This window comes from Gottfriedia acidiceleris, from assembly GCF_050457485.1.
Lineage (GTDB): Bacteria > Bacillota > Bacilli > Bacillales > Bacillaceae_G > Gottfriedia > Gottfriedia acidiceleris_D.
On record NZ_JBCMJM010000016.1, the window covers coordinates 261,241 to 286,538 of the forward strand.

General features: G+C 32.8%; 24 protein-coding genes. 6 read left to right on the plus strand and 18 right to left on the minus strand.

The features are described from left to right. Window positions 1–27: 27 nt before the first annotated feature. The 7 genes from ABEY15_RS16950 to ABEY15_RS16980 all read right to left on the minus strand — a co-directional run bounded on the left by ABEY15_RS16950 (window position 28) and on the right by ABEY15_RS16980 (window position 8,353). Window positions 28–2,625: an ABC transporter permease gene (locus ABEY15_RS16950; RefSeq protein WP_429891316.1), complete on the minus strand. Its 2,598-nt coding sequence runs from the start codon at window positions 2,623–2,625 to the stop codon at window positions 28–30. Next, window positions 2,622–3,305 carry an ABC transporter ATP-binding protein gene (locus tag ABEY15_RS16955; protein ID WP_429891317.1) on the minus strand — a complete coding sequence of 228 codons (684 nt, stop codon included), beginning with the start codon at window positions 3,303–3,305 and terminating at the stop codon, window positions 2,622–2,624. Before ABEY15_RS16955 ends, ABEY15_RS16950 begins: the two co-directional genes overlap by 4 nt. 92 nt (window positions 3,306–3,397) lie before the next feature. Next, window positions 3,398–4,399 carry a HAMP domain-containing sensor histidine kinase gene (locus ABEY15_RS16960; protein ID WP_429891318.1) on the minus strand — a complete coding sequence of 334 codons (1,002 nt, stop codon included), beginning with the start codon at window positions 4,397–4,399 and terminating at the stop codon, window positions 3,398–3,400. A gap of 2 nt (window positions 4,400–4,401) precedes the next feature. Continuing rightward, window positions 4,402–5,082, minus strand: coding sequence for a response regulator transcription factor (locus ABEY15_RS16965; RefSeq protein WP_429891319.1), 681 nt, complete (start codon window positions 5,080–5,082; stop codon window positions 4,402–4,404). Between the two features lie 322 nt (window positions 5,083–5,404). Further along, on the minus strand, window positions 5,405–5,761 hold the full coding sequence (locus ABEY15_RS16970) for a TetR family transcriptional regulator C-terminal domain-containing protein (RefSeq protein ID WP_429891320.1): 357 nt from the start codon (window positions 5,759–5,761) through the stop codon (window positions 5,405–5,407). 193 nt (window positions 5,762–5,954) lie between these two features. Further along, entirely contained in the window at window positions 5,955–6,626 is a 672-nt protein-coding gene (gene deoC / locus ABEY15_RS16975; protein WP_429891321.1) for a deoxyribose-phosphate aldolase, read from the minus strand. 296 nt (window positions 6,627–6,922) lie between these two features. Next, a complete protein-coding gene (locus ABEY15_RS16980; RefSeq protein ID WP_429891322.1) occupies window positions 6,923–8,353 on the minus strand; it encodes a PLP-dependent aminotransferase family protein in 1,431 nt (476 codons plus the stop codon). A 423-nt stretch (window positions 8,354–8,776) separates the two neighbouring features. On the opposite strand from ABEY15_RS16980, the gene qoxA reads away from it, so the two are divergent. From qoxA to ABEY15_RS17010, 6 genes are all read left to right on the plus strand, one after another. Next, complete coding sequence (qoxA, locus tag ABEY15_RS16985) at window positions 8,777–9,673, plus strand: cytochrome aa3 quinol oxidase subunit II (protein WP_429891323.1); 897 nt, start codon at window positions 8,777–8,779, stop codon at window positions 9,671–9,673. 49 nt (window positions 9,674–9,722) lie between these two features. Continuing rightward, complete coding sequence (qoxB, locus tag ABEY15_RS16990) at window positions 9,723–11,666, plus strand: cytochrome aa3 quinol oxidase subunit I (RefSeq protein WP_429891324.1); 1,944 nt, start codon at window positions 9,723–9,725, stop codon at window positions 11,664–11,666. A gap of 3 nt (window positions 11,667–11,669) precedes the next feature. Next, the gene (gene qoxC, locus ABEY15_RS16995) at window positions 11,670–12,266 is read left to right on the plus strand and encodes a cytochrome aa3 quinol oxidase subunit III (protein ID WP_429891325.1); all 597 of its coding nucleotides are present in this window, start codon (window positions 11,670–11,672) and stop codon (window positions 12,264–12,266) included. A gap of 1 nt (window position 12,267) precedes the next feature. Next, window positions 12,268–12,552: a cytochrome aa3 quinol oxidase subunit IV gene (gene qoxD, locus ABEY15_RS17000; protein ID WP_429891326.1), complete on the plus strand. Its 285-nt coding sequence runs from the start codon at window positions 12,268–12,270 to the stop codon at window positions 12,550–12,552. 55 nt (window positions 12,553–12,607) lie between these two features. Continuing rightward, complete coding sequence (gene ytzI, locus ABEY15_RS17005) at window positions 12,608–12,769, plus strand: YtzI protein (RefSeq protein ID WP_094030738.1); 162 nt, start codon at window positions 12,608–12,610, stop codon at window positions 12,767–12,769. A 373-nt stretch (window positions 12,770–13,142) separates the two neighbouring features. Continuing rightward, complete coding sequence (locus ABEY15_RS17010; RefSeq protein ID WP_429891327.1) at window positions 13,143–13,964, plus strand: YitT family protein; 822 nt, start codon at window positions 13,143–13,145, stop codon at window positions 13,962–13,964. A gap of 183 nt (window positions 13,965–14,147) precedes the next feature. Here the strand turns inward: ABEY15_RS17010 and ABEY15_RS17015 are convergent, their stop codons facing one another. From ABEY15_RS17015 to ABEY15_RS17065, 11 genes are all read right to left on the minus strand, one after another. After that, on the minus strand, window positions 14,148–15,335 hold the full coding sequence (locus ABEY15_RS17015) for an MFS transporter (RefSeq protein WP_429891328.1): 1,188 nt from the start codon (window positions 15,333–15,335) through the stop codon (window positions 14,148–14,150). Window positions 15,336–15,514: 179 nt separating this feature from the next. Further along, window positions 15,515–16,870, minus strand: coding sequence for an MFS transporter (locus ABEY15_RS17020; protein WP_429891329.1), 1,356 nt, complete (start codon window positions 16,868–16,870; stop codon window positions 15,515–15,517). Between the two features lie 200 nt (window positions 16,871–17,070). Next, a complete protein-coding gene (locus ABEY15_RS17025) occupies window positions 17,071–17,775 on the minus strand; it encodes an SDR family oxidoreductase (RefSeq protein WP_429891330.1) in 705 nt (234 codons plus the stop codon). A gap of 343 nt (window positions 17,776–18,118) precedes the next feature. Continuing rightward, a complete protein-coding gene (locus tag ABEY15_RS17030; protein ID WP_429891331.1) occupies window positions 18,119–18,694 on the minus strand; it encodes a TetR/AcrR family transcriptional regulator in 576 nt (191 codons plus the stop codon). Window positions 18,695–19,026: 332 nt separating this feature from the next. Beyond that, window positions 19,027–19,776: a glycosyl hydrolase family 18 protein gene (locus ABEY15_RS17035; RefSeq protein ID WP_429891332.1), complete on the minus strand. Its 750-nt coding sequence runs from the start codon at window positions 19,774–19,776 to the stop codon at window positions 19,027–19,029. Then, window positions 19,712–20,041 (minus strand): hypothetical protein, encoded by a 330-nt coding sequence (locus tag ABEY15_RS17040; RefSeq protein WP_429891333.1) that lies wholly within the window; start codon window positions 20,039–20,041, stop codon window positions 19,712–19,714. Before ABEY15_RS17040 ends, ABEY15_RS17035 begins: the two co-directional genes overlap by 65 nt. Before the next feature lie 141 nt (window positions 20,042–20,182). Next, the gene (gene hemA, locus ABEY15_RS17045) at window positions 20,183–21,466 is read right to left on the minus strand and encodes a glutamyl-tRNA reductase (RefSeq protein ID WP_429891334.1); all 1,284 of its coding nucleotides are present in this window, start codon (window positions 21,464–21,466) and stop codon (window positions 20,183–20,185) included. A gap of 118 nt (window positions 21,467–21,584) precedes the next feature. Further along, the gene (wrbA, locus tag ABEY15_RS17050) at window positions 21,585–22,250 is read right to left on the minus strand and encodes an NAD(P)H:quinone oxidoreductase (RefSeq protein ID WP_429891335.1); all 666 of its coding nucleotides are present in this window, start codon (window positions 22,248–22,250) and stop codon (window positions 21,585–21,587) included. Window positions 22,251–22,289: 39 nt separating this feature from the next. After that, complete coding sequence (locus tag ABEY15_RS17055; protein WP_429891336.1) at window positions 22,290–22,904, minus strand: alpha/beta hydrolase; 615 nt, start codon at window positions 22,902–22,904, stop codon at window positions 22,290–22,292. Window positions 22,905–23,171: 267 nt separating this feature from the next. Further along, window positions 23,172–24,110 carry a ring-cleaving dioxygenase gene (locus ABEY15_RS17060; protein ID WP_429891337.1) on the minus strand — a complete coding sequence of 313 codons (939 nt, stop codon included), beginning with the start codon at window positions 24,108–24,110 and terminating at the stop codon, window positions 23,172–23,174. Window positions 24,111–24,243: 133 nt separating this feature from the next. Next, window positions 24,244–24,666: a MarR family winged helix-turn-helix transcriptional regulator gene (locus ABEY15_RS17065; protein ID WP_429891338.1), complete on the minus strand. Its 423-nt coding sequence runs from the start codon at window positions 24,664–24,666 to the stop codon at window positions 24,244–24,246. Window positions 24,667–25,298: the final 632 nt, after the last annotated feature.

Genomic DNA, 25,298 nt, shown 5'->3' on the forward strand with positions numbered 1-25,298 from the left:
TTTATTGACCACCTGTTACCTATAAACCTATATACTTTCCTGCTTTAAAGCATCAATAATATTTTCTTTCTTTATCTTTGCACTAGAGTATAGCATTGCCGAACTTACAATGATAAACACAGTAGCAATACAATAGAAGATATTCATCCATGGCAGTGTAAAGTCATAACTAAAGGTATTCATCATGGCTAGATGAATTAAATACATGATGACGATGCTAATAGGAAGACCAAAAAGCAAGGACTTAATCCCATAGAAGATGCTTTCGTAATGAATCATTTTATTAAAGCCTTTTGGTGTCATGCCAACAGACTTCAGCATGGCAAATTCCCGTTTTCGCAGAGAGACAGATGTTGAAATTGTATTAAAAATATTGGCAACGGATATCAGAGTAATGAGCGTAATAAATCCATACGTAAAAATCGTCATCAGCATGAGCAGCTGTTCTTGCTGTTGTCTCGTTTGAAATCGATTATTAACCTGCATTTTACTGGATTTCATATTCTCAATATCCTGCTGAGTTTTCATTGGGTCCTTGCTTTTTAGGTAATAATACAAGTTGACTTCACCATTAGGATAAAGCGAAATAAGTTTATTCATTACAGGTTCAGAGACAATTAAATTTAAGCCTCCTAACCCTACTGACGATACACCTGTTGGAAAGTGATCAGTTAAATTCGCAATGGTAACATTGGTTAATGCATTTTCTTTGCCTGAACCAGAATCTGTATAGACTAGTTCTAAACTTTGACCGGGCTTTTTATAAATAGTCTTCATTTCTGTAATCTTATGTGATTTTGGATTCTTACTGATGTACCTGTCAATCACAATACCATTTAATTTCTCCGCGTTCATCAGCTGTTTATAATCTGCACCAATTGCTTCTGAATATTTTTTTAAGCTTGTCGAGTCTAAAGAATAGACATTTATATAGTAAGACATTTTCCCATTTTTAAAATTACCTTTAGAAACATCTTCCTTTAATTCATCTGCGACTGCTTCTTTTTCAATCCAGGATTGCAACGATAAAGTTCTTTCCTCGGTCGTATCAGTGACATCACCAACCTTCTTAAATGATTTTAGAAGCCCGTTTAAATCATCACTTTTTTGGCCATTAATCCTTACTTGTAAATCATAATTTGCCTGATCCTGCGTAAGTAAAAGTGATTTCTTTAAGTTAGTAGTGAAAAATGTTACAGATAAAAATAAAACAATACTAATAACAAGTGAAAATACAGTTGATTGATAGCGGCGTTTGTTTCTTTTTAAATTCTTCAATCCAATTTCCGCCTCAAATCCGAAAATCTTTCGGACTAACTTTGAAGTTTTTACCGTTTTGCTTGTAAGTTTCACTTCGGTTGACTGGCGGATCGCGTCAATGGCTGAAATTTTTGATGCTTTTATTGCCGGAATATAGGTTGAAATGAATATGGTCAGCATTGAAACCATACAGGTAACAATGATGGATAATGGTGTAACCATCAAGACCAACTGCTCTTCAAGCCCTAATGCACTTTTTAGGATTGAATTAATAAACAGTAAGGTTATTCTAATGCCGCCTAGCCCGCATAGAATGCCGATTGGGATACTAATGAGACCGATGATGACACCTTCAAAAAACACAGAGTTCCGCTTCTGCCTCTTTGTTGCTCCGACACTAACCAGCATCCCCAAATGACGAGAACGTTCGGATACGGATATCGCAAAGGCATTATAAATAAGTGAAACAGAACCGATTATGATAACCGCTATAATGATGACTGATAACCAAAAAAATGTACTGCTAAGACCAGCATTACTGGTTACACCATAATAGCGTAACAAAGCACTATTAAATTGAAACTGTTTAATTTTATTTATTTTCGCTAAATTCTTCGCATGATTGTAAAGGTTATTGTTAGCCTTATTTAAAACAACCGATGCATTTACCCGATCATTTGAACCCATCTTATTTTCATCTAAAAAACTAAGAACCGTATACCAAGAAGCCCATGATGGTTCCCATTTAGGGCGTTTAATAAAACCTACCACCGTATAAGTTTTCTTCCCTTTACTGATTAATGTTTCGGAAATCTTACCATTTTCCTCTTGTAACGGAGTGTTCTTGTCAAATGTAAACAACTGTCCGAGGTTATTTTTCAATGTCCGTTCTCCAACCTCGAGGTTTAAACGGTCACCTATTTTGTAGTTTACCCCTCCATTTTTAGTAATCTCTTCGGAGAGAACAACTTCATTCTCGGATTTTGGTAGTCGCCCTTTAATCAATTCAATAGGGAAATTCTTAAAACCCTGTTTATTATAATCCTTGATAAATAAATACGGTTTATAATCATTTTTACTGTTCTCTAGAAAGGCATAGCCAACATCCCTTGAAATTACAACCTCTTTTGTATCTTTATCATTTTTAATTGCACTCAGTTGTTCCTTATTCACATCGTTATAAAGAACATGCCATTTTCCACCTTGGTCAATTTCTTTTCTTTGCATTAAATCCAGAAAAGAAACAAATAGAGTTGCAACTGCTGTTACCATTGCAACGGAAATAATCACACCTATTATGGTCACAAGTGTCCGGTGCTTGTTTTGCTTCAAATGGCTAATAGTCAACTTATTGACGATATTCACGGACGAATCACCTCATCCTTGGCAATTCTTCCATCTTCAATGACAATTACCCTGTCCGCTTGCAGCGCTATTCTTTCATCATGAGTGATGACAATTAACGTCTGTTGTAAAGTTTTATTAAATAGCTTTAATAAATCAATAATTTCACTACTATTCTTACTATCTAAATTACCAGTCGGTTCATCTGCAAGCATGATTGCAGGGTTTGAAATTAATGCCCTTCCGATGGATACCCTTTGCTGCTGTCCACCGGAAAGCTGATTCGGCAGATGGTTTAATCGGTTTTCCAGGTTTAGTGCTCTGACAATATCCGCAAATTGTTTTTTATTCACTTTATGCCCATCCAATAAAAGGGGAAGAGTAATATTTTCCTCCACAGTTAAAACAGGAATCAAATTGTAAAATTGATAGATTAAGCCAATTTGCCTGCGCCGAAAGATGGCTAATTGCGTTTCATTTAAGTTATAGATGCTTGTGTTATCAACAATTACTTTTCCGCTTGTAGGTTGGTCCACTCCGCCAATCATATGAAGAAGTGTAGACTTGCCAGAACCAGAAGGACCAATAATGGCTACAAATTCGCCCTTATTCACAGAAAACGAAACATTATCCAGTGCGTTAACTGTTGTTTCCCCTTTGCCGTACACTTTAGACAGATGTTCAATTTTTAAAATTTCCAATAGAAAAACCTCCATTTAATGTTAATAATGATAGTTTATCTGCCTAAAATGACTTGTCAGTGACTGTAAAGTGACAATTTAGTCATAAAGTATTAAAACACTTGTTTGTAAAACTTAATTCGAAACTGTGTTCCTTCACCCAGCTTACTTTTGACCTCGATTGTCCCATTTTGGTTTTTGATAATACTATAAGACATTGCAAGACCAATACCGATGCTCCCTTCGCTGGCATTTTTCCCTTTATAAAAGCGTTTAAAAATATAACGTAAATCATCGTTTGCAATGCCGATCCCATTATCCGTAATTACAATTTCCGTAAATAGCGGATTTTCAGAAAGAAAAATTTCAATTTGACCGCCATTAGGAGTATGCTCCACACAGTTTTTCAAAATATTTATTAAAGCCTCGGTTGTCCAATTGAAATCACCCCAAAAAGAGATATTTTCATCTTTATGAATCGAAACGTTTAGATCCTTAATATCAATTGGAATCAGTAAAGGCTCAAGAGCTTTTTGGATCAGTTTGTTTAAAATAACTGGCTCCTGTTTGAACAGTTCCGTCCCCGCATCGATTTTTGAAAGCTTTAATAAAGACGAAACAAGCCAATCAATTCGTTCAAGTTGAAGTCTAATATTATTAGTAAACTCCGATCTTTTATCCATTGGAAGCCTGTCTTCGCTTAACAAATCAGACATGATCATCATCGAAGTAAGCGGCGTTTTAAGCTGATGAGATATATCCGATATTGCATTAGTCAGCTTTATTTTATCTTTTTTTAATAGCTCACTCTGCTCAGATAGTTTAATGGTTACTTTATAAATTTCGTTTTTTAAAATACTAAGTTCACCTTCACGATTTTCCCTGACATCGAGCGAAAAATTACCTGCACTAATTCTCCTCAAGTATTCTGATAGCTTTTCAATCTGGCTATATCTCCATTTTGTATAAATGAAGCAACTACTTATTAATAATGTGGATACTAGAATTGTCAGGACAAGTGCAGTTGGCGCGACGAATATGGCTACGGTGGCAACTGTCAAACTAATAAAAACCATCGTGAAGAGGAGAATTTGAATTTCTCGATTTCGGAGCATGTTTAATCACCAACCTTATAGCCCAAACCTCGAATAGTTTTAATGATTGTTGGATTTTGCGGTGTATCTTCCACCTTTTCCCTCAACCGCTTAATGTACACCGTTAAAGTATTATCATTAACAAAGTCCCCAGCTACATCCCACATTTGCTCTAAAAGCTGATTTCTAGATAGAACCTGTCCGATATGATTAGCAAAAATAAGGAATAGACGGTACTCCATTGCTGTTAATAGAATTTCTTCTCCGTTTTTATACACCTTTCCCTCAAGGGTATTAATCAAAATGTTTTTGATTTCTATATTTACTTTTAATGACTGTTTTTGATAGCGTCTTAGAACAGTCTTAATCCTGGAAATGAGTTCACGTATACGAAAGGGCTTTGTAATATAATCATCTGCCCCCATATCAAGTCCCATCACCACATTCACCTCATCGTCAATCGCTGTTAAAAAAATGACAGGGATATCTTTTTGAGCTTTAACTAGCCGGCACAAATCATAACCACTTCCATCAGGTAGTGATAAATCAAATAAACATAAATCAATCTGAGCCATTTGTTCTTGCAGTATCTTTTTCGCAGACGATACATCATAGCAGAGAATGGTCGAAAATTGTTCGTTCTGAAGCGAATACTCAAGTCCTGTGGCGATTATTTTATCATCTTCTACTAGCAAAATTTTCATCTATGGAACTCACCAACCTTGTTTTCTATAAAACCAATAACTAATTACCCTTTTTGCTACACTGTTGTATAATTAGTTAAACAATTCATTTTATATAATGAATCATTTTACCAATCTATTTAAAAATCATAGGATACTGTGCATCTTCAAATAATTATTTTGAGCAAGAAAAGAGACTGTCAAATTGACAGTCCTTAAAGAAATCTTTATAACTAATGAAGAACACGAAAAAAATTTCCATTTTTTGAGATAACTTACAATTACAGTGTATGAAATTAAAAACAAAAATTTTGTGACTTTTTCATTTATGCTTAAACGATATTTAATCTAAAATAGATAATGTCATAACAAGTATGTTTTTAAGTTTATTTTTATCATTAGTTGTTTGTGTTAATACTCGTAAACCTACAAAAGAATTAAGAATAAACTGGGATAATTTTTCTATATCAATATGTTTAGAAATTTCACCTGAATTTTGTCCAAATTCTAATAATTCGAATATAATTTTTTCAGTTTTAGAAAAATTTAGTTTGATTTTTTCGGCTACATCTTGATTCTCTAAATACAACTCAATTGCACTATTCACAGTTAAACAATCACTTGATTTTTTATTATCTTCTGAAATAGCCATTTTTAATATACTTCTAATAGTATCTTTCACAAATTCATTTTTTCTCATAATTATAGTTACTCACTTCTGAAAAATACTTTATTAGATGATTCCTCGGGAATTTTTTAATACTCCTGTTTCTGTTTCATCCTGTTATTCTAAAAGACCAATATTATTATTCAACAGCTAAATAACATATACAATTTATATTCGGCCATCGATACATGGTTAGTTACATTAAATAATTTTATAAAAGTATTCTTTAATATTTAATGGAATTATAGTTTGGATTTTCAGAAAAAATTTGAACAGCTGAGCTAGTACCAATTCTTGTTGCCCCTGCTTCCACCATAGCTTTTATATCATCAATGCTGCGAACACCACCAGACGCTTTAACTCCAACCGATTCTCCAACCGTTTCTCTCATTAGGGCAACATCTTTAAGTGTTGCTCCATGTAAAGAAAAGCCCGTAGATGTTTTTACATAGTCAGCCCCTGCTTTTACAGATAATTCACATGCTAATTGTATTTCTTTATCTGTTAAAAGACACGCTTCTATAATAACTTTGACTAAAGCTTTTCCACTTGCAGCTTCCACTACAGCGTTAATATCTTTTTCGACTAGATCATAATTTTCACTTTTCAAAGCACCAATATTTATGACCATATCTACTTCTATAGCACCATTTTCAATAGCATTTTTAGTTTCAAATATTTTGGTTTCGATTGTATTAGCACCTAATGGAAATCCGATAACAGTACATACGTTAACATCAGATTGTCTTACTAGTTTTGAGGCTAATTTTACCCAAGTAGGATTTACTACTACTGAAGCAAATCCGAATTCCATCGCTTCATTACATAACTTGATAATAGCTACATCATCAGTCTCTGGCGATAATAATGTGTGATCAATAATATTTGCATATTCCATGTTTTACTCCACCTTATAAATTATTTTGTGTTAAACTCTATGCTGATTCCATTGAATCTGCTAAATTTTTGAAACTTTATATCGACTTCATTTTTTTAGTATGTTAGAAAGTGAAAGATAATTGTGAATCAATTCACTCAATAATATATCTTGTACCGTTATGAATTCGTGGATTGTTTCCACCTATTCATTATAAAAAATCTGTAAAAAATTAAACCATCCATTGTAGTACTTTTTACCCCATCCACTTAAAAAATGAATGAAAAAGGTATCATGATTAGTACATGATTACTAGTTCATATCGATTTTAGTGCTTTAGAAAATCTTTTTATCCCTTCATCTATTGACTCTTCGTCTTCTCTTGCAAAGGTAAAACGAACATACCCTTTTTTAGACCCCATTGTTGAACCCGGTGCAAATATTACCCCTCTTTTAATTGATTCTTCTAGTAATTGTACTTCATTAACATCTCTTTTTAATTTGCACCAAATATGGATACCTCCTTGTGGCTGAGTAAATTCTACCTGATCCATTAAATAAAATTGAAGACTTTTAACAATTTGATTTCTTCTTTTTTCTAGTTGCTTCACTAAATTTTTAATATGCAAATGAAAATCTTCTGCTTCTAAAAAATCATTTGCAATCCACTGTGTAAATCCAGAGTGACCAAAATCAATTTGTTGTTTAGCATCAGATAATCTCTCAATTACAGGTTTTGGACCAATAATCCAACCAATTCTTAATCCAGAAGCTACAATCTTTGACAATGAACTTATATATAATACATTTCCATTTTCATCTAATGATTTTAATGTAGAGATCGTTTCTCCATTATAAGACGTCAAACTATACGGATCGTCTTCAATAACTGGAATTCCAAGTTCTGAAGAAATATCTAATACGGCCTTACGACGTTCATGGCTAAGATTGGTTCCTGTTGGGTTTTGATAGGTCGGATTTAAGAATACCATTCTAATTCTATGTTTTTTATGTAATTCGATAATATCGGTCGGGTTTACTCCATTATTATCTACTGTTAATAAATAGGTCTTGATTCCTGCTGATTTAAAAATTGGTAGATTGTATGCATATGAAGGGTCTTCAATAGCTACTGAATCTCCAGGGTTTAGCAAACATTGAACAACTAAATATAAAGCTTGTTGAGCACCAGATGTGATTAAAATTGATGAAAAATCCGTTTCAATTTTTCGATATTGTTTAACATGCTTTGCGATCGTTTCTCTTAATATTTTGTAACCTTGTGGATGATCATATCCAAGACTTCCAATAAATGATCTAGTTGAAGTAATTTCTCGTAATGATTTTATCGGAAAAAGATCTTCCGACAACTCTCCACTCGCTAAATTAATTAGCTTATCTTCAGCGGTCTTTTGACGAATTCTTTGAGTAACAGGTAAGTTTGGTAGAAAAGAGCCAGCTTCAACATACCTGTTCCAACTTGGTATTCGCTTTTTAGTTATCCCCCAAATATCTTTACTTATTGTGGTTCCGCTTCCTCTATTTCTTTCAATTAGCCCATTTGATTCCAATTCATCATAAGCAGCAACTACTGTGCTTCGATTAATGTTAAATTCTTTTGCTAAATGCCTTTCGGAAGGAAGCGGTTTATCTAGTGGAAAAGTACCGTTAACGATTCCTTCTTCTATGTACTCGGCAAGTTGTTTATAGATAGCTTTTTTCGCTTCACGATCGGGTTTCCATTCCATTGACAATATTCCTCGCATTAAAGTTATATTTAATTCTTATTTTTAAACTATTATGTTATCTATTTAAACGAATTATTAATAATAAAATAATTCATCTATTATAGATTAATTCTCTTCTTTCCTACTCATCCAATTACCCAATAGTTTTACCATCCACTTCACAAAAAAACAAAATTCCCATCAAAAATTGTTACTTAAACGTTCTGCAGAAAGCCAGAATTATCAACTGATGATAAGTGATTTTGAAAACAAAAATCACTTCAAATACTAGTAAATTAACTTTTTTTTTATTGTGAACATTTATTGACAGAATTTCTGATTTCGTTGACTTTCAAAATTTATGGCTCTATATTTTAACCAATTGTGAATCAAATTTACTCAATAAATACGTTATGAAAATAAAAATTGAAAAGGATTTTGTTTATGAAGATTAAATGGACCTTACAAACTTTTTTAATTTCTATTCTCTTTTTGTTATCAGGGTGCGAACCACTAAAGGTGTTGGATCCTAAAGGACCACAAGCTCAGACTCAAGCTAAAGATATTATGTTATCTATTTGGATTATGTCTTTTATAGTCTTAGTCGTTTTCCTTATTTTAGGTTTTATGCTATTTAAATATCGTTCATCTAAGCAAAGTAGTGATTATGAACCTCCTAAGATTAAAGGTAGTGTATTGGTTGAATTAATTTGTGTCGGGATTCCAGTATTAATCATTATTTTTCTTTCAATCGTTTCGGTTCAAAGCAACAATAAGGTCGAGTCTGCCCCGACTGGATATGCAAATAAGAAACCATTAATAATTTACGCTACATCATCTAATTGGAAATGGCATTTCAGCTATCCTGAAGAAGATATTGAGACCGTAAACTATTTATATATTCCTACAAATAGACCATTGGAATTTAAATTATATTCAGACGGACCAATCACAAGTTTTTGGATTCCACAATTGGGGGGACAAAAATACGCGATGTCAGACATGGTCAATACTTTATACTTAGCTGCTGATGTTCCAGGTGAATATATGGGACGTAATGCAAATTTCAGTGGTAAAGGATTTGCAGAAAATACGTTTAATGTCGAAGCGGTACCTGAAAACAAATTTAATGAATGGGTCAAAGATGTTAAGAAAACCGCTTCACCTCTAACGAAAGAAAAGTTCACACAGTTGTTAAAACCAGGTCACCTTGGAGAATTAACGTTTACTGGAACTCATTTGGAGTACTTACCACCAAATGAAGGAGGTCATAAACATCACTCTAGTGAAAATGAAATGGACTCTGAAATGGATATGCATTCAAAACACTCTAGTCATTAATCTTTCGGTCATTTTCAAATTTAAATGTAGTTAAAGGAGTTCATATATTATGGAATTTTTCGATCGATTTGCGATTCCACATCCAAACCCTGCTATTTATGCATCGATGATCGCTATTGGGGTAACAGTAATTGCTATTGTAGCTGGTTTAACCTATTTCAAAAAATGGGGTTATTTATGGAGAGAATGGTTAACAACTGTTGATCATAAACGAATTGGGATTATGTACCTACTATCTGCCCTGCTAATGCTTTTCCGTGGTGGTGTCGATGCCATTTTGATGCGGGCTCAGACGGCCGTTCCCGAAAATACGCTATTAGATGCACAGCATTATAATGAAATATTTACGACTCATGGCCTTGTCATGATTATTTTTATGGCTATGCCATTTATCTATGCTCTTATGAACTTTGTTGTACCGCTTCAAATTGGTGCACGTGATGTAGCATTCCCACGATTAAATGCACTAAGCTTTTGGTTGTTTTTTATGGGGGCGATGTTATTAAACATCTCATTTGTAATTGGTGGCTCTCCGGATGCAGGATGGACATCATATTTCCCACTAGCTGGAAATGAACTGAGTAAATCCGTTGGTACAAACTATTATATGATTGCACTGCAAATTGCTGGACTTGGTACTTTACTATCTGGAATTAATTTTGTCACAACGATTTTAAAAATGAGAGCACCCGGTATTACACTCTTTAAAATGCCAATTTTCACTTGGTCTGCTCTAACGACAAATGTGATTGTAATATTTGCATTTCCTGTTTTAACAGTGGCTCTTTTGATGGGTACGATGGACAGACTATTCGGTACAAATTTCTTTACAACGACAAATGGTGGCATGGACATGCTTTGGGCAAATCTTTTTTGGATATGGGGACACCCAGAAGTATACATCCTAGTTTTACCCGCTTTTGGTGTCTATAGTGAAATCATCTCCACATTTGCACGTCGAAATTTGTACGGATACAAATCAATGGTCTATTCCATGATAATTATCTCGTTTCTATCATTCTTAGTTTGGACTCATCACTTCTTTACAATGGGTCAAGGTGCATTAACGAATAGTATATTTTCGATTACAACAATGGCAATTGCCATTCCAACTGGAATTAAAATCTTTAATTGGCTGTTTACCCTTTGGAGAGGTAAAATCGTTTTTACTGTTCCAATGTTATATTCAGTAGGTTTCATTCCGATCTTCACGATTGGTGGTGTTACTGGCGTAATGCTAGGGATGTCTGCTGCAGATTACCAATACCATAATACGATGTTTTTAGTAGCACACTTCCATTACACGATCATTCCCGGTGTCGTTTTTGCCATGATTGCTGGACTTACCTACTGGTGGCCTAAAATGTTTGGTTTTATGTTAAATGAACGAATTGGAAAATGGGCATTCTGGTTTATCGCTATTAGCTTTAACGTAACATTTTTCCCAATGTTCTTTACAGGATTAAATGGGCAAGCTCGTCGTATGTATACTTATTCAGAGTCTACAGGATTTGGTCCATTGAATTTATTATCTTTTATCGGAGCAATCGGTTTGGCAATAGGGTTTATCTTACTAGTGTATAACATTTATTACAGTATTCGTTATGCATCAAGAAATATTAGCTCAGACCCATGGGATGCTCGTACTTTAGAATGGGCTACTCATAGTCCTGTTCCTTCTTATAACTTTGCCATTACCCCTGAAGTACATTCAATTGAAGCGTTTTGGGATGCGAAGAAATTAGGAATACCGATCTTTAAAGGGAACTATGATAAAATTCATATGCCAAATAATAGTGGCGTACCTTTTATTATGAGCTGCATCATATTTGTTTTTGGATTTTCATTTATCTTTTCATTGTGGATTCCAGTTATTGTTTCTGCAATAGGAATATTTGTTTTAATGGGGTATCGATCTTTTGAAATTGATAAGGGCCACTATATTCCTGTAGAAACAATTAAAGAAAACGAAAATGAATATAGAGGTGCCTAAACGATGAAACTAATAAAATCACTTCCATTAGAATATAGTACTGAGCAAAATCAAATAAACATATTAGGTTTTTGGATCTTTTTAGGTGCAGAAATCATGCTTTTCGGAACTCTTTTTGCATCTTATTTTACATTAGTCAATCGTACAGGGCATGGACCTACTGGTGCAGAAATTTTCGAGATTACACCGGTATTAATCGAAACATTGGTTCTTTTATCTAGTAGCTTTGTTATAGGACTAGCTATTCATGCGATGCGTATTGGTCGAAAAACAGCAGTAATCTCATTTATGGCGATTACTCTGATTCTTGGTTTAGTATTTTTAAGTTTTGAGATTTCAGAGTTCGTTCATTATGTGCATATAGGTGCAGGATTACAAACAAGTGCATTTACTGCAATTTTATTAACAACTTTAGGTACACATGGAGCCCATGTAACACTTGGATTTTTTTGGGGATTGTTTATCATATTACAAATTCGAAAAAGAGGAATCACTCCAGAAATTGCTAATAAAGCATTTATCTTTTCGCTTTATTGGCATTTCTTAGACGTAGTATGGATCTTCATTTTTAGCTTTGTTTATCTGAAAGGATTGATGTAATATGAAAGAATTATTTCCTCTTAAACAAGTTAAAGGCTTTGCTTTTTCAATGATTCTAACTGGCATTGCACTTGTAGTATACTTCTTTAACTTGTCCTTTGCAGTTGGAATGACAATATTGCTAGTAACAGCATTTATACAAGCAGGTCTTCAATTAGTAGTGTTTATGCATGCAGGTGAAACAAGAGAAAAAGGAGCTATTTATACAAATATCTTTTACGCATTATCAATCGCACTAGTTACCGTATTCGGTACCTTACTCTGTATGGTTTGGGGATATGCCTAATACATTATAAATGATTAATTATCTGGAGCGTTTAAATAAACTTGGAGGTAATTTTATGTCAATGACAGCTGTATATGTTATAGGTGGAATCATTATTTTTGTTGTATTCGGTGCTTTTGTTTTGACAGTAAATAAAGGTTATGGGGTAAAACACAAAGTCGATAAAATTGATGATATAAATATTAATAACATTAATAAAGATAAAAATAATAAATAATTATAACCAATAAATGAGAGTATTTGTTTGATGTTTTCTATTCAACAGTTCGATCATAACTAGAATATAATTGAATAATGCTTTTAATAAAGAAAAAGGTTTGATTTAACTAAGATTATTTCAAACCTTTTTCTTTATTTTTTAAAATGTTTATTTCGGTAAGATTTAGTTTTATTATCACTGAAATAATTGAATCATTTTGTAATAAATCCCCTTTATATCTTTTTAAAGAAATACAATTTTTCATCTCCTTTAGTTTAAGCTTCTATCAATTATTTCTTTTTAGACTAATTATGCTTATACCTATTTTTATAATTATAAAAACGTAAAATATCCATACTAACTTTAAGAGAAACTTTTAGAGGTGTTTATTTTGTTTCGATTAATATATCAAGTCATCTTAATCGGTTTATGCTCCATACTTTTTGGATTTGCCTATAACACTTTTCTGATCCCTCATAAATTGGCATCCGGTGGAGTTACCGGGATTGCATTTATGATTCATCATTTTTTACATGTAAATACGGGTTGGATTGTTTTCATTATTAATATTCCTTTATTCATATTAGGTATTAAAAATCTTGGAAAAAGATTTATCCTATTTACGATCTATTCAGTTGCTGTTTTATCTTTTAGTTTAAAAATAATACCTATCCATGCAATAACAAATGATATCTTACTTTCTTCTATTATAGGAGGCGCTCTTTATGGAATTTCTGTCGGACTGATCATCAAGCATGGTGGTTCAACAGGTGGGACGGATATAGTTAGCCTGATTCTTTCTCAAAAAAAGAATATGCAGGTAGGATTTTTGAGTGCATGTATGAATTTAATTGTAGTTTGTGCTTCTGGGTTTATATTTGGATGGAATATCACTTTATATACCATTATCACTATCTATGTAGCTGGTCGTGCAGTCGATATGGTCTATACAACACAAAACAAATTAACCTTAAGAATTGTCACTGAGAAGGGAGACGAATTAATAGACGCCCTAATCCATTTACATCTAAGAGGGATTACAGTACATAATGCTGAAGGTGCCTACTCACATAAACCAAAAAAAGTCCTTACAACTGTCATTACAAGATTCGAATTGAATGAAACAAAACATGCCATCAGAATGATTGATCCAAATGCTTTTGTAAACATTTCACAAACCCTTGAAGTGATGGGACGGTTCAGGAAAACATAAGGATTGTTTCTCCTATTTCAGTAAATTTGGAGAGTGTAATACAGCAAAATAAAAGAAAATTTTTCAAAATGAGAGTAGTAAAAATAATAAAATCCATTTGAAAAAGACGGAGATTACGAAAAAGGAACTGATTAATCATCAGCTCCTTTACTTTATTTAACTTTTGTAAGATTACCGAATTGATTAAGCTCCCTTACCTACTGTAATATCTTGATTGCCTACCTTTTTATTTAAGAAGCGTGATAATCCAAATGTTGTAAAACTTGCAAATACAACACTTACTGCACTAAACCAAACAATTGAAGATAATGATATTTGCCCCACAATTACTCCACCTAAACCTGCACCAACGGCAAAACCTAATTGCATCATTGATTGATTAAGACCTAACATCACATCTGATGATTCAGGTGAGATTGTTGCTAAATTATATTGTTGAGTTGCACCTAATGACCAGCCTGAAAATGACCATACTATCAATAGTATTAATACTACGATAATTGAATGTGAAACGAATGAAAGAGCTACTAATGATGCTATGTTTACAAGTAACCCTCTTTTTAAGGTGAATATTACCCCCCTTTTATCTGCACTTAAACCACCTATTTTAGAACCAAATAAGCTTGCAACTCCAAGAACCAATAAAGTAATGCTTAAAAGATGTTCACTCATTCCTACTGTTTTTACAAGGTATGGTGATAAATAAGTAAAAATAATTCCGTAGCCTGTCATATTGAAAAAGGTGATTGATAATGCTAAAGCATTTTTTGGTTTTTTGAACAATGCAATTTGTTTCGTTAATGGGATTGTAACACCACCATTCATTTTTGGTATTGTATTTAAAACAATAAGAATAACAAGTAAAACTAATAATGCGATACCAATAAATACAAATTTCCATCCATAAGTTGATGCAATAAAACGTCCGATAGGAACACCAATGATTAATGACGCTGTAAATCCCATGACAACTGTTGCAATTGAACTTGCTTTCTTATTAGAGGGTGCAATCTTTGCAGCAATACTTAATACTGTAACGACCGCTACTCCTGTACTTAATGCCATAATAATGCGAGCAATCATAAATAACCAATAACCTGGAACAATGACTGAAAGTAAATTCCCTACGATAAAAACTAATAATGTATAAATCAGTAATTTACGTCTTTCCATTTTTGCTGTTAATACCATTAAGATAGGCGTACCGATTGCATATGCTAATGAATAAACAGTTATTAATTGACCAGCTGCACCAATTGACACACCTAGAGCATCAGCCATTTTATCCAAAATACCTGAAATAATATATTGAGAAGTTCCAACTAAAAAACTTATTAATGCTAAAATATAAACTTTTGCTGTATTCGACATGCAATATTTCCTCCTAAATATTATTAATTTATATATTTCTATAAACACCGAAATAATACTCAAAATGAAAGAAGCCATTTAAGCTCCTTTCTATTTTAATACTTAATAATAGTTTTTCTGTATTTCTATAAATACTGAAATTATAATTATACAACTTTAAATTAAATCGACAGATATTGTTATTTTACCCTCGCTTTTTCAGATAGATTACTCCTTAAAGTCTCGGACTGACGGACGGGTATGACGTATAAAAGAAGAGTGAATAACGAGATAATGCATACTACAATTAAAACGCCATATACATTCTCATAGTTACTGACCAGCGGATTCTTTTTTTGAAACGCGATTAACATACCGGAAACCGCAACTGAAAAAGCACCTCCAAAAAACTGCATCAACTGCATGAGTCCCATGCCAGAACCGATCAACTTAGAAGGCAAAATACGTGTCGTTTCGTAGTTTAACGATGCTAACGTAATAGAAAGCGCTGGCGAGAAAAATAAATACCCAAACAAGATGACAGTCGGTGATTGACCGAGGTCCGCCCAAAAGATTATTAATACAAGTGCTAAAATGCCATGGCCGAGAAATAAAAACCGTAGGCTTCCGAACTTGTCGATCCAGCGTCCGACGAAGAGCATGAGTAAAGCTGATAAAACGGCTCCGGGTGCGATTGTAAGTCCGATAGCCAACGGAGTTTTTCCAAATAAGTTAGCAAGTGCCAGAGGCATTAAAAACAAGTTACCAAGATTTAGAACCAGAATGCTGAAACCAACAATAAGTAGTTTTCGGTACGTTGGCTTTGTAAAAAGTTCCGAATTGATAAATGATTCTTTCTTGTGTTTAAGGTGCCAGGTATGGGTGGCGATGGATATCAATCCGGTTATCAACCAAGTAGTTGAGCGCTGCGTAACAGCGGTCAGAAGAGACACCGCATTAACGACTGTCAGGCTAGCACCAGTCAAGTCAAACTGGAACGGTTTTTGCTCCTCTTTAGGGATAAGGCGAAACAAAATTGGGAGAAGAAGAAATACAATACAAGAAACAGTAAATAACTCGTTCCATCCGATGTACTCGCTTATCAACCCACCGACAATTGGCCCTAGTCCAAATGCCATTGCAGATCCAGCCGAAATCATTGATATTGCTCTGCCTCGCTTTTCAAAAGGAATATACCTGCTAACTATAACAAGTCCAAGTCCTGGCATTACACCGGCTCCGGCGGACTGAACAATCCGAACAATAAGCAAAGCTTGAAAATTTGTTGCGAAGATGCCGAAGATGGATGAAAGTCCCATTATCATGAGACCTACTGTCAGCATCTTTCGAATGGTCAATACATCTGATAGCCTGCTGTAAATCAGTGTTGATAATGCATATCCTATTGAGTAACTTGAAACAATCCAAGATCCAAGAGACGTCGAAACCCCGATATCGTTAATTATGCTTGGAACAGAGACGTTAAACATTGTTGTGTTCATAACGACGATGAACAATCCAAACGTCCATAACGGCATTACGATTTTGTCTTTCATGGTGTTAACTCCTATCCAAGGCTATGCTCCAATCATTGTTAGATTGGTGGTCTAAGCCCATTAATTTTACAGTATTAGTCTGATTTCATATCTGCTTCGTTACAACCGACCACTAAACGTCCCTTTGCAGTTCAAAAGAAATTTGATTCAAATAATCTTTTGCGTTTTACTCTCATATTCGAAGACTTACCAATGCTTATTTATTGTTTAAATAATTGTGGGTATATCGCTTTTACACCACCAGATAAATTTTGCTGTACCATGTGACTTAATTCATCTGCTAAAATTTCATATTTATCAGCTTCTATACCGTCTATGGCTATCTTTGCAATTTTAATAGGATTAGCCTTTGGTACCTTTATGTTCGCTGTCATGTCTGTATCCATATACGCTACATGCAACCCAGAAACATGTATATTTTTAGGAGCTAAGACCAAGCGGAATGTATTCGTCATACTCCATTCTGCAGATTTCGCTGCTTGATAAGCTCCTCCTCCGTTCAAGCTCAACCAAGATAAAACGGATAGAATATTAAGAATTGTTCCTCCTCCATTCTTCTCCATTTTCGGAGCAAATGCTCTTATCATCGAAAGAGTGCCGAAAAAATGAGTGTCCATCTCTAATCGAATTTTATCCATTGACCCATCTAGTAATGTACCCTCAGTATTCGATCCAGCATTATTGATTAGTAATGTAACATCATTAGCAATTTCAGCTGCTGCAGCGATTGATTTTTCATCAGTAATATCGATCTGTATTGGAATGACTCCAGGAAGATTAATTAATTCAGGATTTCTAGCCGCTGCATAAACCTTTGCTCCTCTACCTAGTAATTCCTGTGCAAGATGACGCCCTAGGCCCCTATTTGCTCCTGTAATTAATGCTATTTGTTTCGAAATTTCCATTTTTGTAATCTCCTCATTTTGTATTTTTGTTTAGATAGTAATAATTAATTTTATCTATTTAAGAACAATCATTCTCAAATAAACAAAAAAATAAAATTAAATTAAATTAAATTTAATTAAATAGTTTGTTTGATTCTAACAACTCTAAAATAAGCGATAATCTATATTTTTCTAAACGTTATAATTTATTTTCTACTCATGTATATAAAGATAACATATTGAGAACGAACGATAAATAATCATTTTTTACCATTCGTTCTAAAATTTTCATTGCAAACTGAATAATGAAAAAGAATTAACTTGCGATTAGTTAACTCTTTTTATACACTTTTAAATTTGAGAATTAATCTAATATAGATAGTGTTATATCAATTATATTTTTCAACTTATTTTTATCCTTAGTTGTTTTTGTTAATACTCTTAATCCCACAAAAGAATTATGAATAAACTGAGATAATTTTTCTAAATCATGATGTTTAGCTATTTCACCTGAATTTTGTCCAAGAACTAGTAAATCAAAAAAAATTTCTTCAGTTTTAGAAAAATTTTGTTCTATAATTTCAGCTACAACTTGATCATGTAAGCACAACTCAACTGCACTATTCACTGTTAAACAACCTACAGAATTTTTATCATCTTTAGTAATTACTATTTCTAATATACTTCTAATAGCATCTTTAACAGATAATGATTCCTTAACCTGTAAATTCATATTTTTCATTACATTGTTATTATAAAGTTCTAATGCTTTGATAAACAATGTATGTTTATCACCAAATGTATCATATAAACTTCTTCTATGAATCCCCATATGAGAAACAAGATCTTGCAATGAGGTTTTTTCGTAACCTTGATACCTAAATAGCTCCATTGCTTTTTGTAAAACTTCTTTTTCGTCATATTCTCTATGTCTGGCCACGTTCGTACCTCCTTTTGGAAGATTATAACATATTTTAAAATAATCTTTGTCTATTCAATAAAACCATATTTAATTTTTATAACTAATTACTAATTGTTTTTTAGTAAAATGCTTACTATTTTTGATAATACTAGATGAAAATACATGATGTAAGTGGAAATATCTTAAATAAAAACTTAGACAAAAGTAACATGTAAATCTTAATCAGTCAATTAGCACTTATTCTTATGTGAATAAAAAATTGAATTTAGAAAAAAGAACTTTAATTAAAAAGTTCTTCACTAAAATATTTATCATCAATTTATAAAAATTTTATCGAATCCAAAATTCATTTAATAATATTTTTTCTGTTGTGGCATTGTTATCCCTATATGCCAGCACCCTAATCCAGCCAATTTAAAATTTTTTACTAGCTGAAATTTTGCAAGTAAACTTCGAGGATCTTCAAACCATACTACATGTTGTGTTCCTTTATTATCCATATAACGAAATGCCGGTGCCGATGCATCTTGATCATAGTAGACTTGGCTTTCATATTTCTTATATATATTTATCGCGTTTTGTGTGGAAATCGCGCTCCCTGTTCGTATGTCACCTGTTATTGGCCAATCGTATGCATATTGAGGAATTCCAAGTAATAATTTTGACCTTGGAACAACACTTATAGTGTATTGTAGAGATTTTCTCACATTTTGTATCGGAGCTATAGGACCGGATGTACTGCTTGACCAATGCCAGTTATACGCCATTATAAACATCTTATCAACATATTTTCCAAATGTTTTGTAATCATAAGCATTATAATAACTTGGAATATTATCTGCTTCTTTTGGAGGCATCGCTATCAGAGGTTCCATTTTAGAACGATGCAGCTTAACTGATAATTCTTTGATAAATTGATTAAGGTATACTCGGTCATAAGGTTTAACCATTTCTAAATCTAAATTGATTCCTTTAAGATCATTTCGATCTAATAATGTATAGATATTTGAAATTAGATTTTTACGTAAAGTTTTATTACTTAAGATTATGTAATAAATTTGGATCAAAACCTTTATCGCTAATATTAGTAAAGGTCGCATAAGGTGTTACACCTTTTTTCCAAGCTTGCTTAATCGCACCATTTTCTTTTACTTTTATCAAATTACCTTGTTTAGTTGAATGATATTCAAAAATAAAAATACTAGTTAACGTTTTTTTATAATGGTCCAGCATCCAATTATTCGTTTTTTTATTTTTGGGTATAAAAAAAGTTCCTGTCCATATTTTCTTTTTAGTACTTGATGGAATAAACAATTTTTGTCCAGGATTTATTACATCATTTGTTAACTTATTTTTGGATTTCAATAATTGAACACTAATCGAATGTATTTCGCTATAAAATTTTTTTTGATAAGAAAAATAAAAGAGTTATTCGATAGCTTATCGAATAGCTCTTTTGCCTACGTTCATTCTAGTGACCTGAATACTATTAAATTATAATAATGATTACTTATCTACTATAACCTCTTGTTCTATATTAAAAAGTTTTCTTAATAAATTGATATCCACATTGGACTCTTTTGAGGAAGCTAAATCTTTCATTCCTCTAATTGGGGCCTTTAAAAATTGATTTATAATACTACCTAAATGTTTATTTATTACTTTTAAGTCATGTTCCGATAGATTTGGAAGTTTATTCTTAATACTTTCTTGAATTTCCAATTGAATAAACGATGCTTTTTTGTTTAGTGCTGAAATAATAGGAACAATTTCTAATAAATTGACCCAATTTTTATGTTCATTGATTTCTCCCTCTATCATGTTCATAATTTTTTTGGTAGCTTTTTTCCGTTCCATAATATTTGAATTAACAATATTTTGAAGATCATCAATGTTATATAAAAAAATATTTGCGAATTCACATATTGTAGGATTAATATTTCGTGGTACAGAGATATCAATAAAGTATAAAGGCTTCACTTTTCGAAACTTATTAACCTCAATAATCATCTCTCGTGTAATCACATATTCCTCTGCAGAAGTTGTGCTAATTATTAAATCAGATTCCAACATTGTATTCAGTAATTCATCCCATGGCTTAACTTCAACAGAATAACGATTTGCTAGTAGTTTAGCATTTTCAAATGAGCGGTTAATAACGGTAACTCTGTTTGCACCATTACCTTGTAGATTTTTACATGCTAGCTCCGCCATATGTCCAGCCCCAAGAATTAAAATCGATGTATTATTAAGACCCTTAAAAATCTTCTTTGCTAATTCTACTGCGGCATAGCTAACAGATACCGCTTTCGATCCAATTTCTGTTTCAGTATGGGCTCGTTTTCCAAGTGTAACTGCTTTTTTAAAAGAATGATTAAATATCATACCCGTTGTATTTTCTCTTTGAGCTAACAAAAAACTCGTACGGACCTGTCCTAAAATCTGAGTTTCACCTAAGATTAAGGAGTCTAAGCCGCATGTTACTTTAAATAGATGTTCAATCGCTACATCTTGTTCATAAAAAAACAAACAAGAAAGTAGTTCGTTTTTTTCTATGTTAAACCATTCCGCAATAAATTCTGTCACTTCATTTTTTCCGGAATTCAATTCACTAACTACCGCGTATATTTCAGTACGGTTGCAAGTTGATAAAATAACATTTTCAATGATACTTGACTTTTCTTGTAAAGATTTCATTGCAATTGCGGAATCTGAAGGATTAAACGTAAGTTTTTCCCTAATTTCAATAGGAGCTGTTCGATAGTTTAAACTAACAACTAAAATATGCATTGTTATCCCCTTTTTATATGCTTTCGTTAATTGCTATGAGATTACCAATAGTTTAATAAGAATTAAAGAAGAGCGATTCTTTCATGGTTAAACATGATCCGCCGCTCTTCCATATCTATTATTGATTTGCTTTTTTAACCCATTCAGCTACAGTAATTGTGCGTTTTGCCTGATGTTTTACAGCGGCTTCTACATCCTCAATCATTTTTCCATCTTGGCCGACAGTTACACTAGTTCCATATGGATTACCGCCTGCTCCAAATGTTACAGGATCAGTGTATCCAGGAGCAGCGACAATTGCACCCCAATGATACATTGTTGTATAAAGTGATAGAATTGTTGCTTCTTGACCTCCATGTGGATTTTGAGCAGAAGTCATTGCACTTACAACCTTATTAACAAGTTTTCCATTAAACCATAACCCACCAGTTGTATCTAAAAACTGTTTCATTTGTGCTGGCATATTACCAAATCTAGTAGGTACACTAAAAATAATCGCGTCTGCCCATTCTAAATCATCTAACTTTACTTCTTGTACATCTTTAGTAGCCTCAACATGGGCTTTCCATGCTGCATTGCCTTCAATAACTGATTGAGGAGCAAGTTCTGGAACTTTTAAAACTCTTACTTCTGCCCCGACTTCTCTAGCTGCTTCTTCAGCCCATTTCGAAAGTTGATAATTTGTACCACCCATACTGTAATAAATCACTGCTAATTTTACATTCGTCATTTCTTTAGTCTCCTTTTCAGATGAATTTCCAAATAATTTGGTTAATAAACCCATTTTTACATCACCTATTCTTTCTTTTTTTTTAAGCTACATTCATTTATTTGAATTTAATTTCTGATACCAACTTGCCGCAGCCTCGACTTCTTTCATTGTTAATTGATGACCTCTATCTTCCCAATGAACTTCAACATTTGCATTAGCCTTTTCTAATAGTGATTGTAATTCATTCGATTCCATTGGTGAGCAAATCGGATCATTTGTTCCAGCAGCTATAAATACTGACTTACCTGACAAGTCCGGAAGTTCAATTCCTCTTCTTGGAACCATTGGATGATGAAGAATTGCACCTTTTAAAGCATTTTGATAATGGAACAATAAACTTGCAGCTATATTCGCTCCGTTTGAGTATCCTATTGCGATAATATTATCTCGATCGAAACCATACTTTTTTGCTGCATCATCAAGAAACTCATTTAATTCTTTTGTACGGAAGATAAGGTCTTCTTCATCAAAAACCCCTTCTGCTAATCTTCTAAAAAATCTTGGCATTCCATTTTCTAAGATGTTCCCACGAACACTTAGCACTGAAGCTTCGTCGTCGATTCTTCCAGCTAGTGGTAATAAGTTTAATTCATTACCACCAGTACCATGAAGCATTAAAAATGTTGGTTTTGTAGAATCTTGGCCTTTATTGAATATATGTTTCATCGGATATCCTCCTTAAGATTACGAACCTCTACATGTGGTAAGGTTGCTTTTAATTTTTCTCTTTTTGACTCTAATCAAGATATCAGGATAAGTTTTTTTCCAAGTTCGTCAATTGATTATCAACCGTAAATCCTTATGAATCTGTTGCGATTTCAGAGAGCTTTGAAATAGGTCTAGGAATAATGCTACCGATTAGAAATTTATAATTTTTTCATTGAGACAATGAATCTGTATCGATAGGTAGCAAAATCATTTCTTTTTATAGTATTAGTCAAGCTCTTTTACCTGTATTGGGATTAAAAATTGCTCTATTTTTTCTCTATGAACTTCATACTGTGATGGCAACATCAATTTTTCACCCATCGTTTCCTGTGATTCATCATGATCAAATCCAGGAGGATCAGTCGCGATTTCAAAGAGAATTTCTCCATGTTCTCTAAAGTAAATAGCATTAAAATAATTTCGGTCTTGTACAGGAGTGACACCATATCCGTTTAAAGCTACGTATTTTTGCCATTCCAATTGATCATTGTCATCAATAGCTCTCCATGCAATGTGATGAACTGTACCAACTCCCATTTTTCCACGTCCGATAGAAGTTAATTTCACATCGATAATATTTCCAATATCCGCAGTTGAACGGTATCGAGCAAAATCTCCTTCTTTTCCGACTAATTCAAGTCCCATTACCTTTTCTAATAATTCAGTTGTTTTGTCAGGTTGGGTCGATAATAAAGTTGCACCACCAAAACCTTTGATAGCAACCTCAGGTGTTACCTCACCTATTGACCATGAATTGATTTCTCCTTCTTCCCTTTCAACAATTTCCAAGTGAAGACCGTGTGGATCATCAAATTCTACAAACTGTTCTCCAAAGCGTTCCATGGTTGTATAAGGAATATTGAATTTTTCTAATCTTTTTTTCCAAAAATCCATAGCGCCTTTTGGAACTACATATGAAGTAACTCCGACTTGACCATCTCCTATAGTTCCTTTAAAAGCTCCTGGCCATGGAAAGAATGTAATGATTGTTCCAGGTTTTCCACCTTCATTACCAAAATAAAGATGATAGGTACCTGGATCATCAAAATTGACTGTTTTTTTTACTAAACGTAAACCTAAGACGCCAGCATAAAAATCTAAATTTTCTTGAGGATGGCCAACTATCGCTGTAATATGGTGTATTCCCATTGTTTTCTTACTCATTTTCAACACTCCTATTTATATTTTTTAATTAAAAATGATTCATTTTTTTAATTTTTAAACGAATAGTTATTTAAAATATACGAAAATCCATTATCTTGAATTCGAGATATTATATAAAAAAAATAAAGGTAATTTAGACTTTACTTTTTACTTTTCTCAAGAGTTTTACGAATGTCTCGTTTTCATTAAAATCTAGTGAATCAAACATATTTTTAATTAATTCATTGTATTTTGGCATGATTTCATTCATAAAATTATTTCCATCATCAGTTAATGACACATGGATCGCTCGACGGTCATTTGGACAATCACTTCGGCATAATAAACCTCTTTGTTCTAGCTTATCAATAACATAAGTCATCGAACCACTTGAGACCAAAATGCTATTTCCAATTTGTTGAATTGTTTGTTTCCCTTTTTGATACAGTACCTCTAAAACCGAAAATTCCGTAATACCTAACTTGTATTTTGACATTTCTTCCTTTATTCGATCATGAATTGCTTTTGATGTTTGCATTAATATAAGAAAAGGCAAATTTTCGCATTTTTTCTCCAATAATATCAACTCCCAAAAATTTCAAATTGAAATATCTTGAATATGAGATAACATTAATACTAATAAGTTTTATTGTCAATAACCTTCTTTATTTAATTTCTCTCACTTAATTAGACTAACTTTCTAATTTAAATGTGTATATATAGAGTTAATTAATCCCTTTATTCTTTATGATTATTCAGTTTGCAATTAAAATTCAAGAACGAGTGGTAAAAAATAATTATTTATCGTTCATTCTCAATATGTTATATATATGAGGAGGAAATAAATTAATAACGAATAGAAAAATAGAGATTATCGCTTTTTTTATAGAGGAGTTAGGGAAGATTCCCTATTTTATAACGAATATTCTCAAAAATCTATAGAATAGCTAAATTAGCTAAATTAGCTAAATTAGGGGTTCGTTTATTTGATCGCTTAGGTAAAAAATTGCCTCTACTGAAGCGAGAAAAATTAAAGTGAAGAATCCGATAAAATATTTTCCAATTTAAAGTTTAACTATATCATTTGTCTACAATGGATATTGTTGAATTTGAAAAGATCAATGACATTCCAATTGTTTTATGTCCTAAGAACTACAATCGCCGAATATAAGTGGATGGGGTAAAAAGTTCTAAAATGGATGTTTTAAA

Excerpts from the sequence above, each read along its gene's own strand:
- ABEY15_RS16960 (WP_429891318.1), bottom strand. The coding sequence starts at position 4,399 with ATGCTCCGAAATCGAGAAATTCAAATTCTCCTCTTCACGATGGTTTTT.
- ABEY15_RS16965 (WP_429891319.1), bottom strand. The coding sequence starts at position 5,082 with ATGAAAATTTTGCTAGTAGAAGATGATAAAATAATCGCCACAGGACTT.
- ABEY15_RS16970 (WP_429891320.1), bottom strand. The coding sequence starts at position 5,761 with ATGAGAAAAAATGAATTTGTGAAAGATACTATTAGAAGTATATTAAAA.
- deoC (WP_429891321.1), bottom strand. The coding sequence starts at position 6,626 with ATGGAATATGCAAATATTATTGATCACACATTATTATCGCCAGAGACT.
- ABEY15_RS16980 (WP_429891322.1), bottom strand. The coding sequence starts at position 8,353 with ATGGAATGGAAACCCGATCGTGAAGCGAAAAAAGCTATCTATAAACAA.
- qoxA (WP_429891323.1), top strand. The coding sequence starts at position 8,777 with ATGAAGATTAAATGGACCTTACAAACTTTTTTAATTTCTATTCTCTTT.
- qoxB (WP_429891324.1), top strand. The coding sequence starts at position 9,723 with ATGGAATTTTTCGATCGATTTGCGATTCCACATCCAAACCCTGCTATT.
- qoxC (WP_429891325.1), top strand. The coding sequence starts at position 11,670 with ATGAAACTAATAAAATCACTTCCATTAGAATATAGTACTGAGCAAAAT.
- qoxD (WP_429891326.1), top strand. The coding sequence starts at position 12,268 with ATGAAAGAATTATTTCCTCTTAAACAAGTTAAAGGCTTTGCTTTTTCA.
- ytzI (WP_094030738.1), top strand. The coding sequence starts at position 12,608 with ATGTCAATGACAGCTGTATATGTTATAGGTGGAATCATTATTTTTGTT.
- ABEY15_RS17015 (WP_429891328.1), bottom strand. The coding sequence starts at position 15,335 with ATGTCGAATACAGCAAAAGTTTATATTTTAGCATTAATAAGTTTTTTA.
- ABEY15_RS17020 (WP_429891329.1), bottom strand. The coding sequence starts at position 16,870 with ATGAAAGACAAAATCGTAATGCCGTTATGGACGTTTGGATTGTTCATC.
- ABEY15_RS17025 (WP_429891330.1), bottom strand. The coding sequence starts at position 17,775 with ATGGAAATTTCGAAACAAATAGCATTAATTACAGGAGCAAATAGGGGC.
- ABEY15_RS17035 (WP_429891332.1), bottom strand. The coding sequence starts at position 19,776 with ATGCGACCTTTACTAATATTAGCGATAAAGGTTTTGATCCAAATTTAT.
- hemA (WP_429891334.1), bottom strand. The coding sequence starts at position 21,466 with ATGCATATTTTAGTTGTTAGTTTAAACTATCGAACAGCTCCTATTGAA.
- wrbA (WP_429891335.1), bottom strand. The coding sequence starts at position 22,250 with ATGGGTTTATTAACCAAATTATTTGGAAATTCATCTGAAAAGGAGACT.
- ABEY15_RS17055 (WP_429891336.1), bottom strand. The coding sequence starts at position 22,904 with ATGAAACATATATTCAATAAAGGCCAAGATTCTACAAAACCAACATTT.
- ABEY15_RS17060 (WP_429891337.1), bottom strand. The coding sequence starts at position 24,110 with ATGAGTAAGAAAACAATGGGAATACACCATATTACAGCGATAGTTGGC.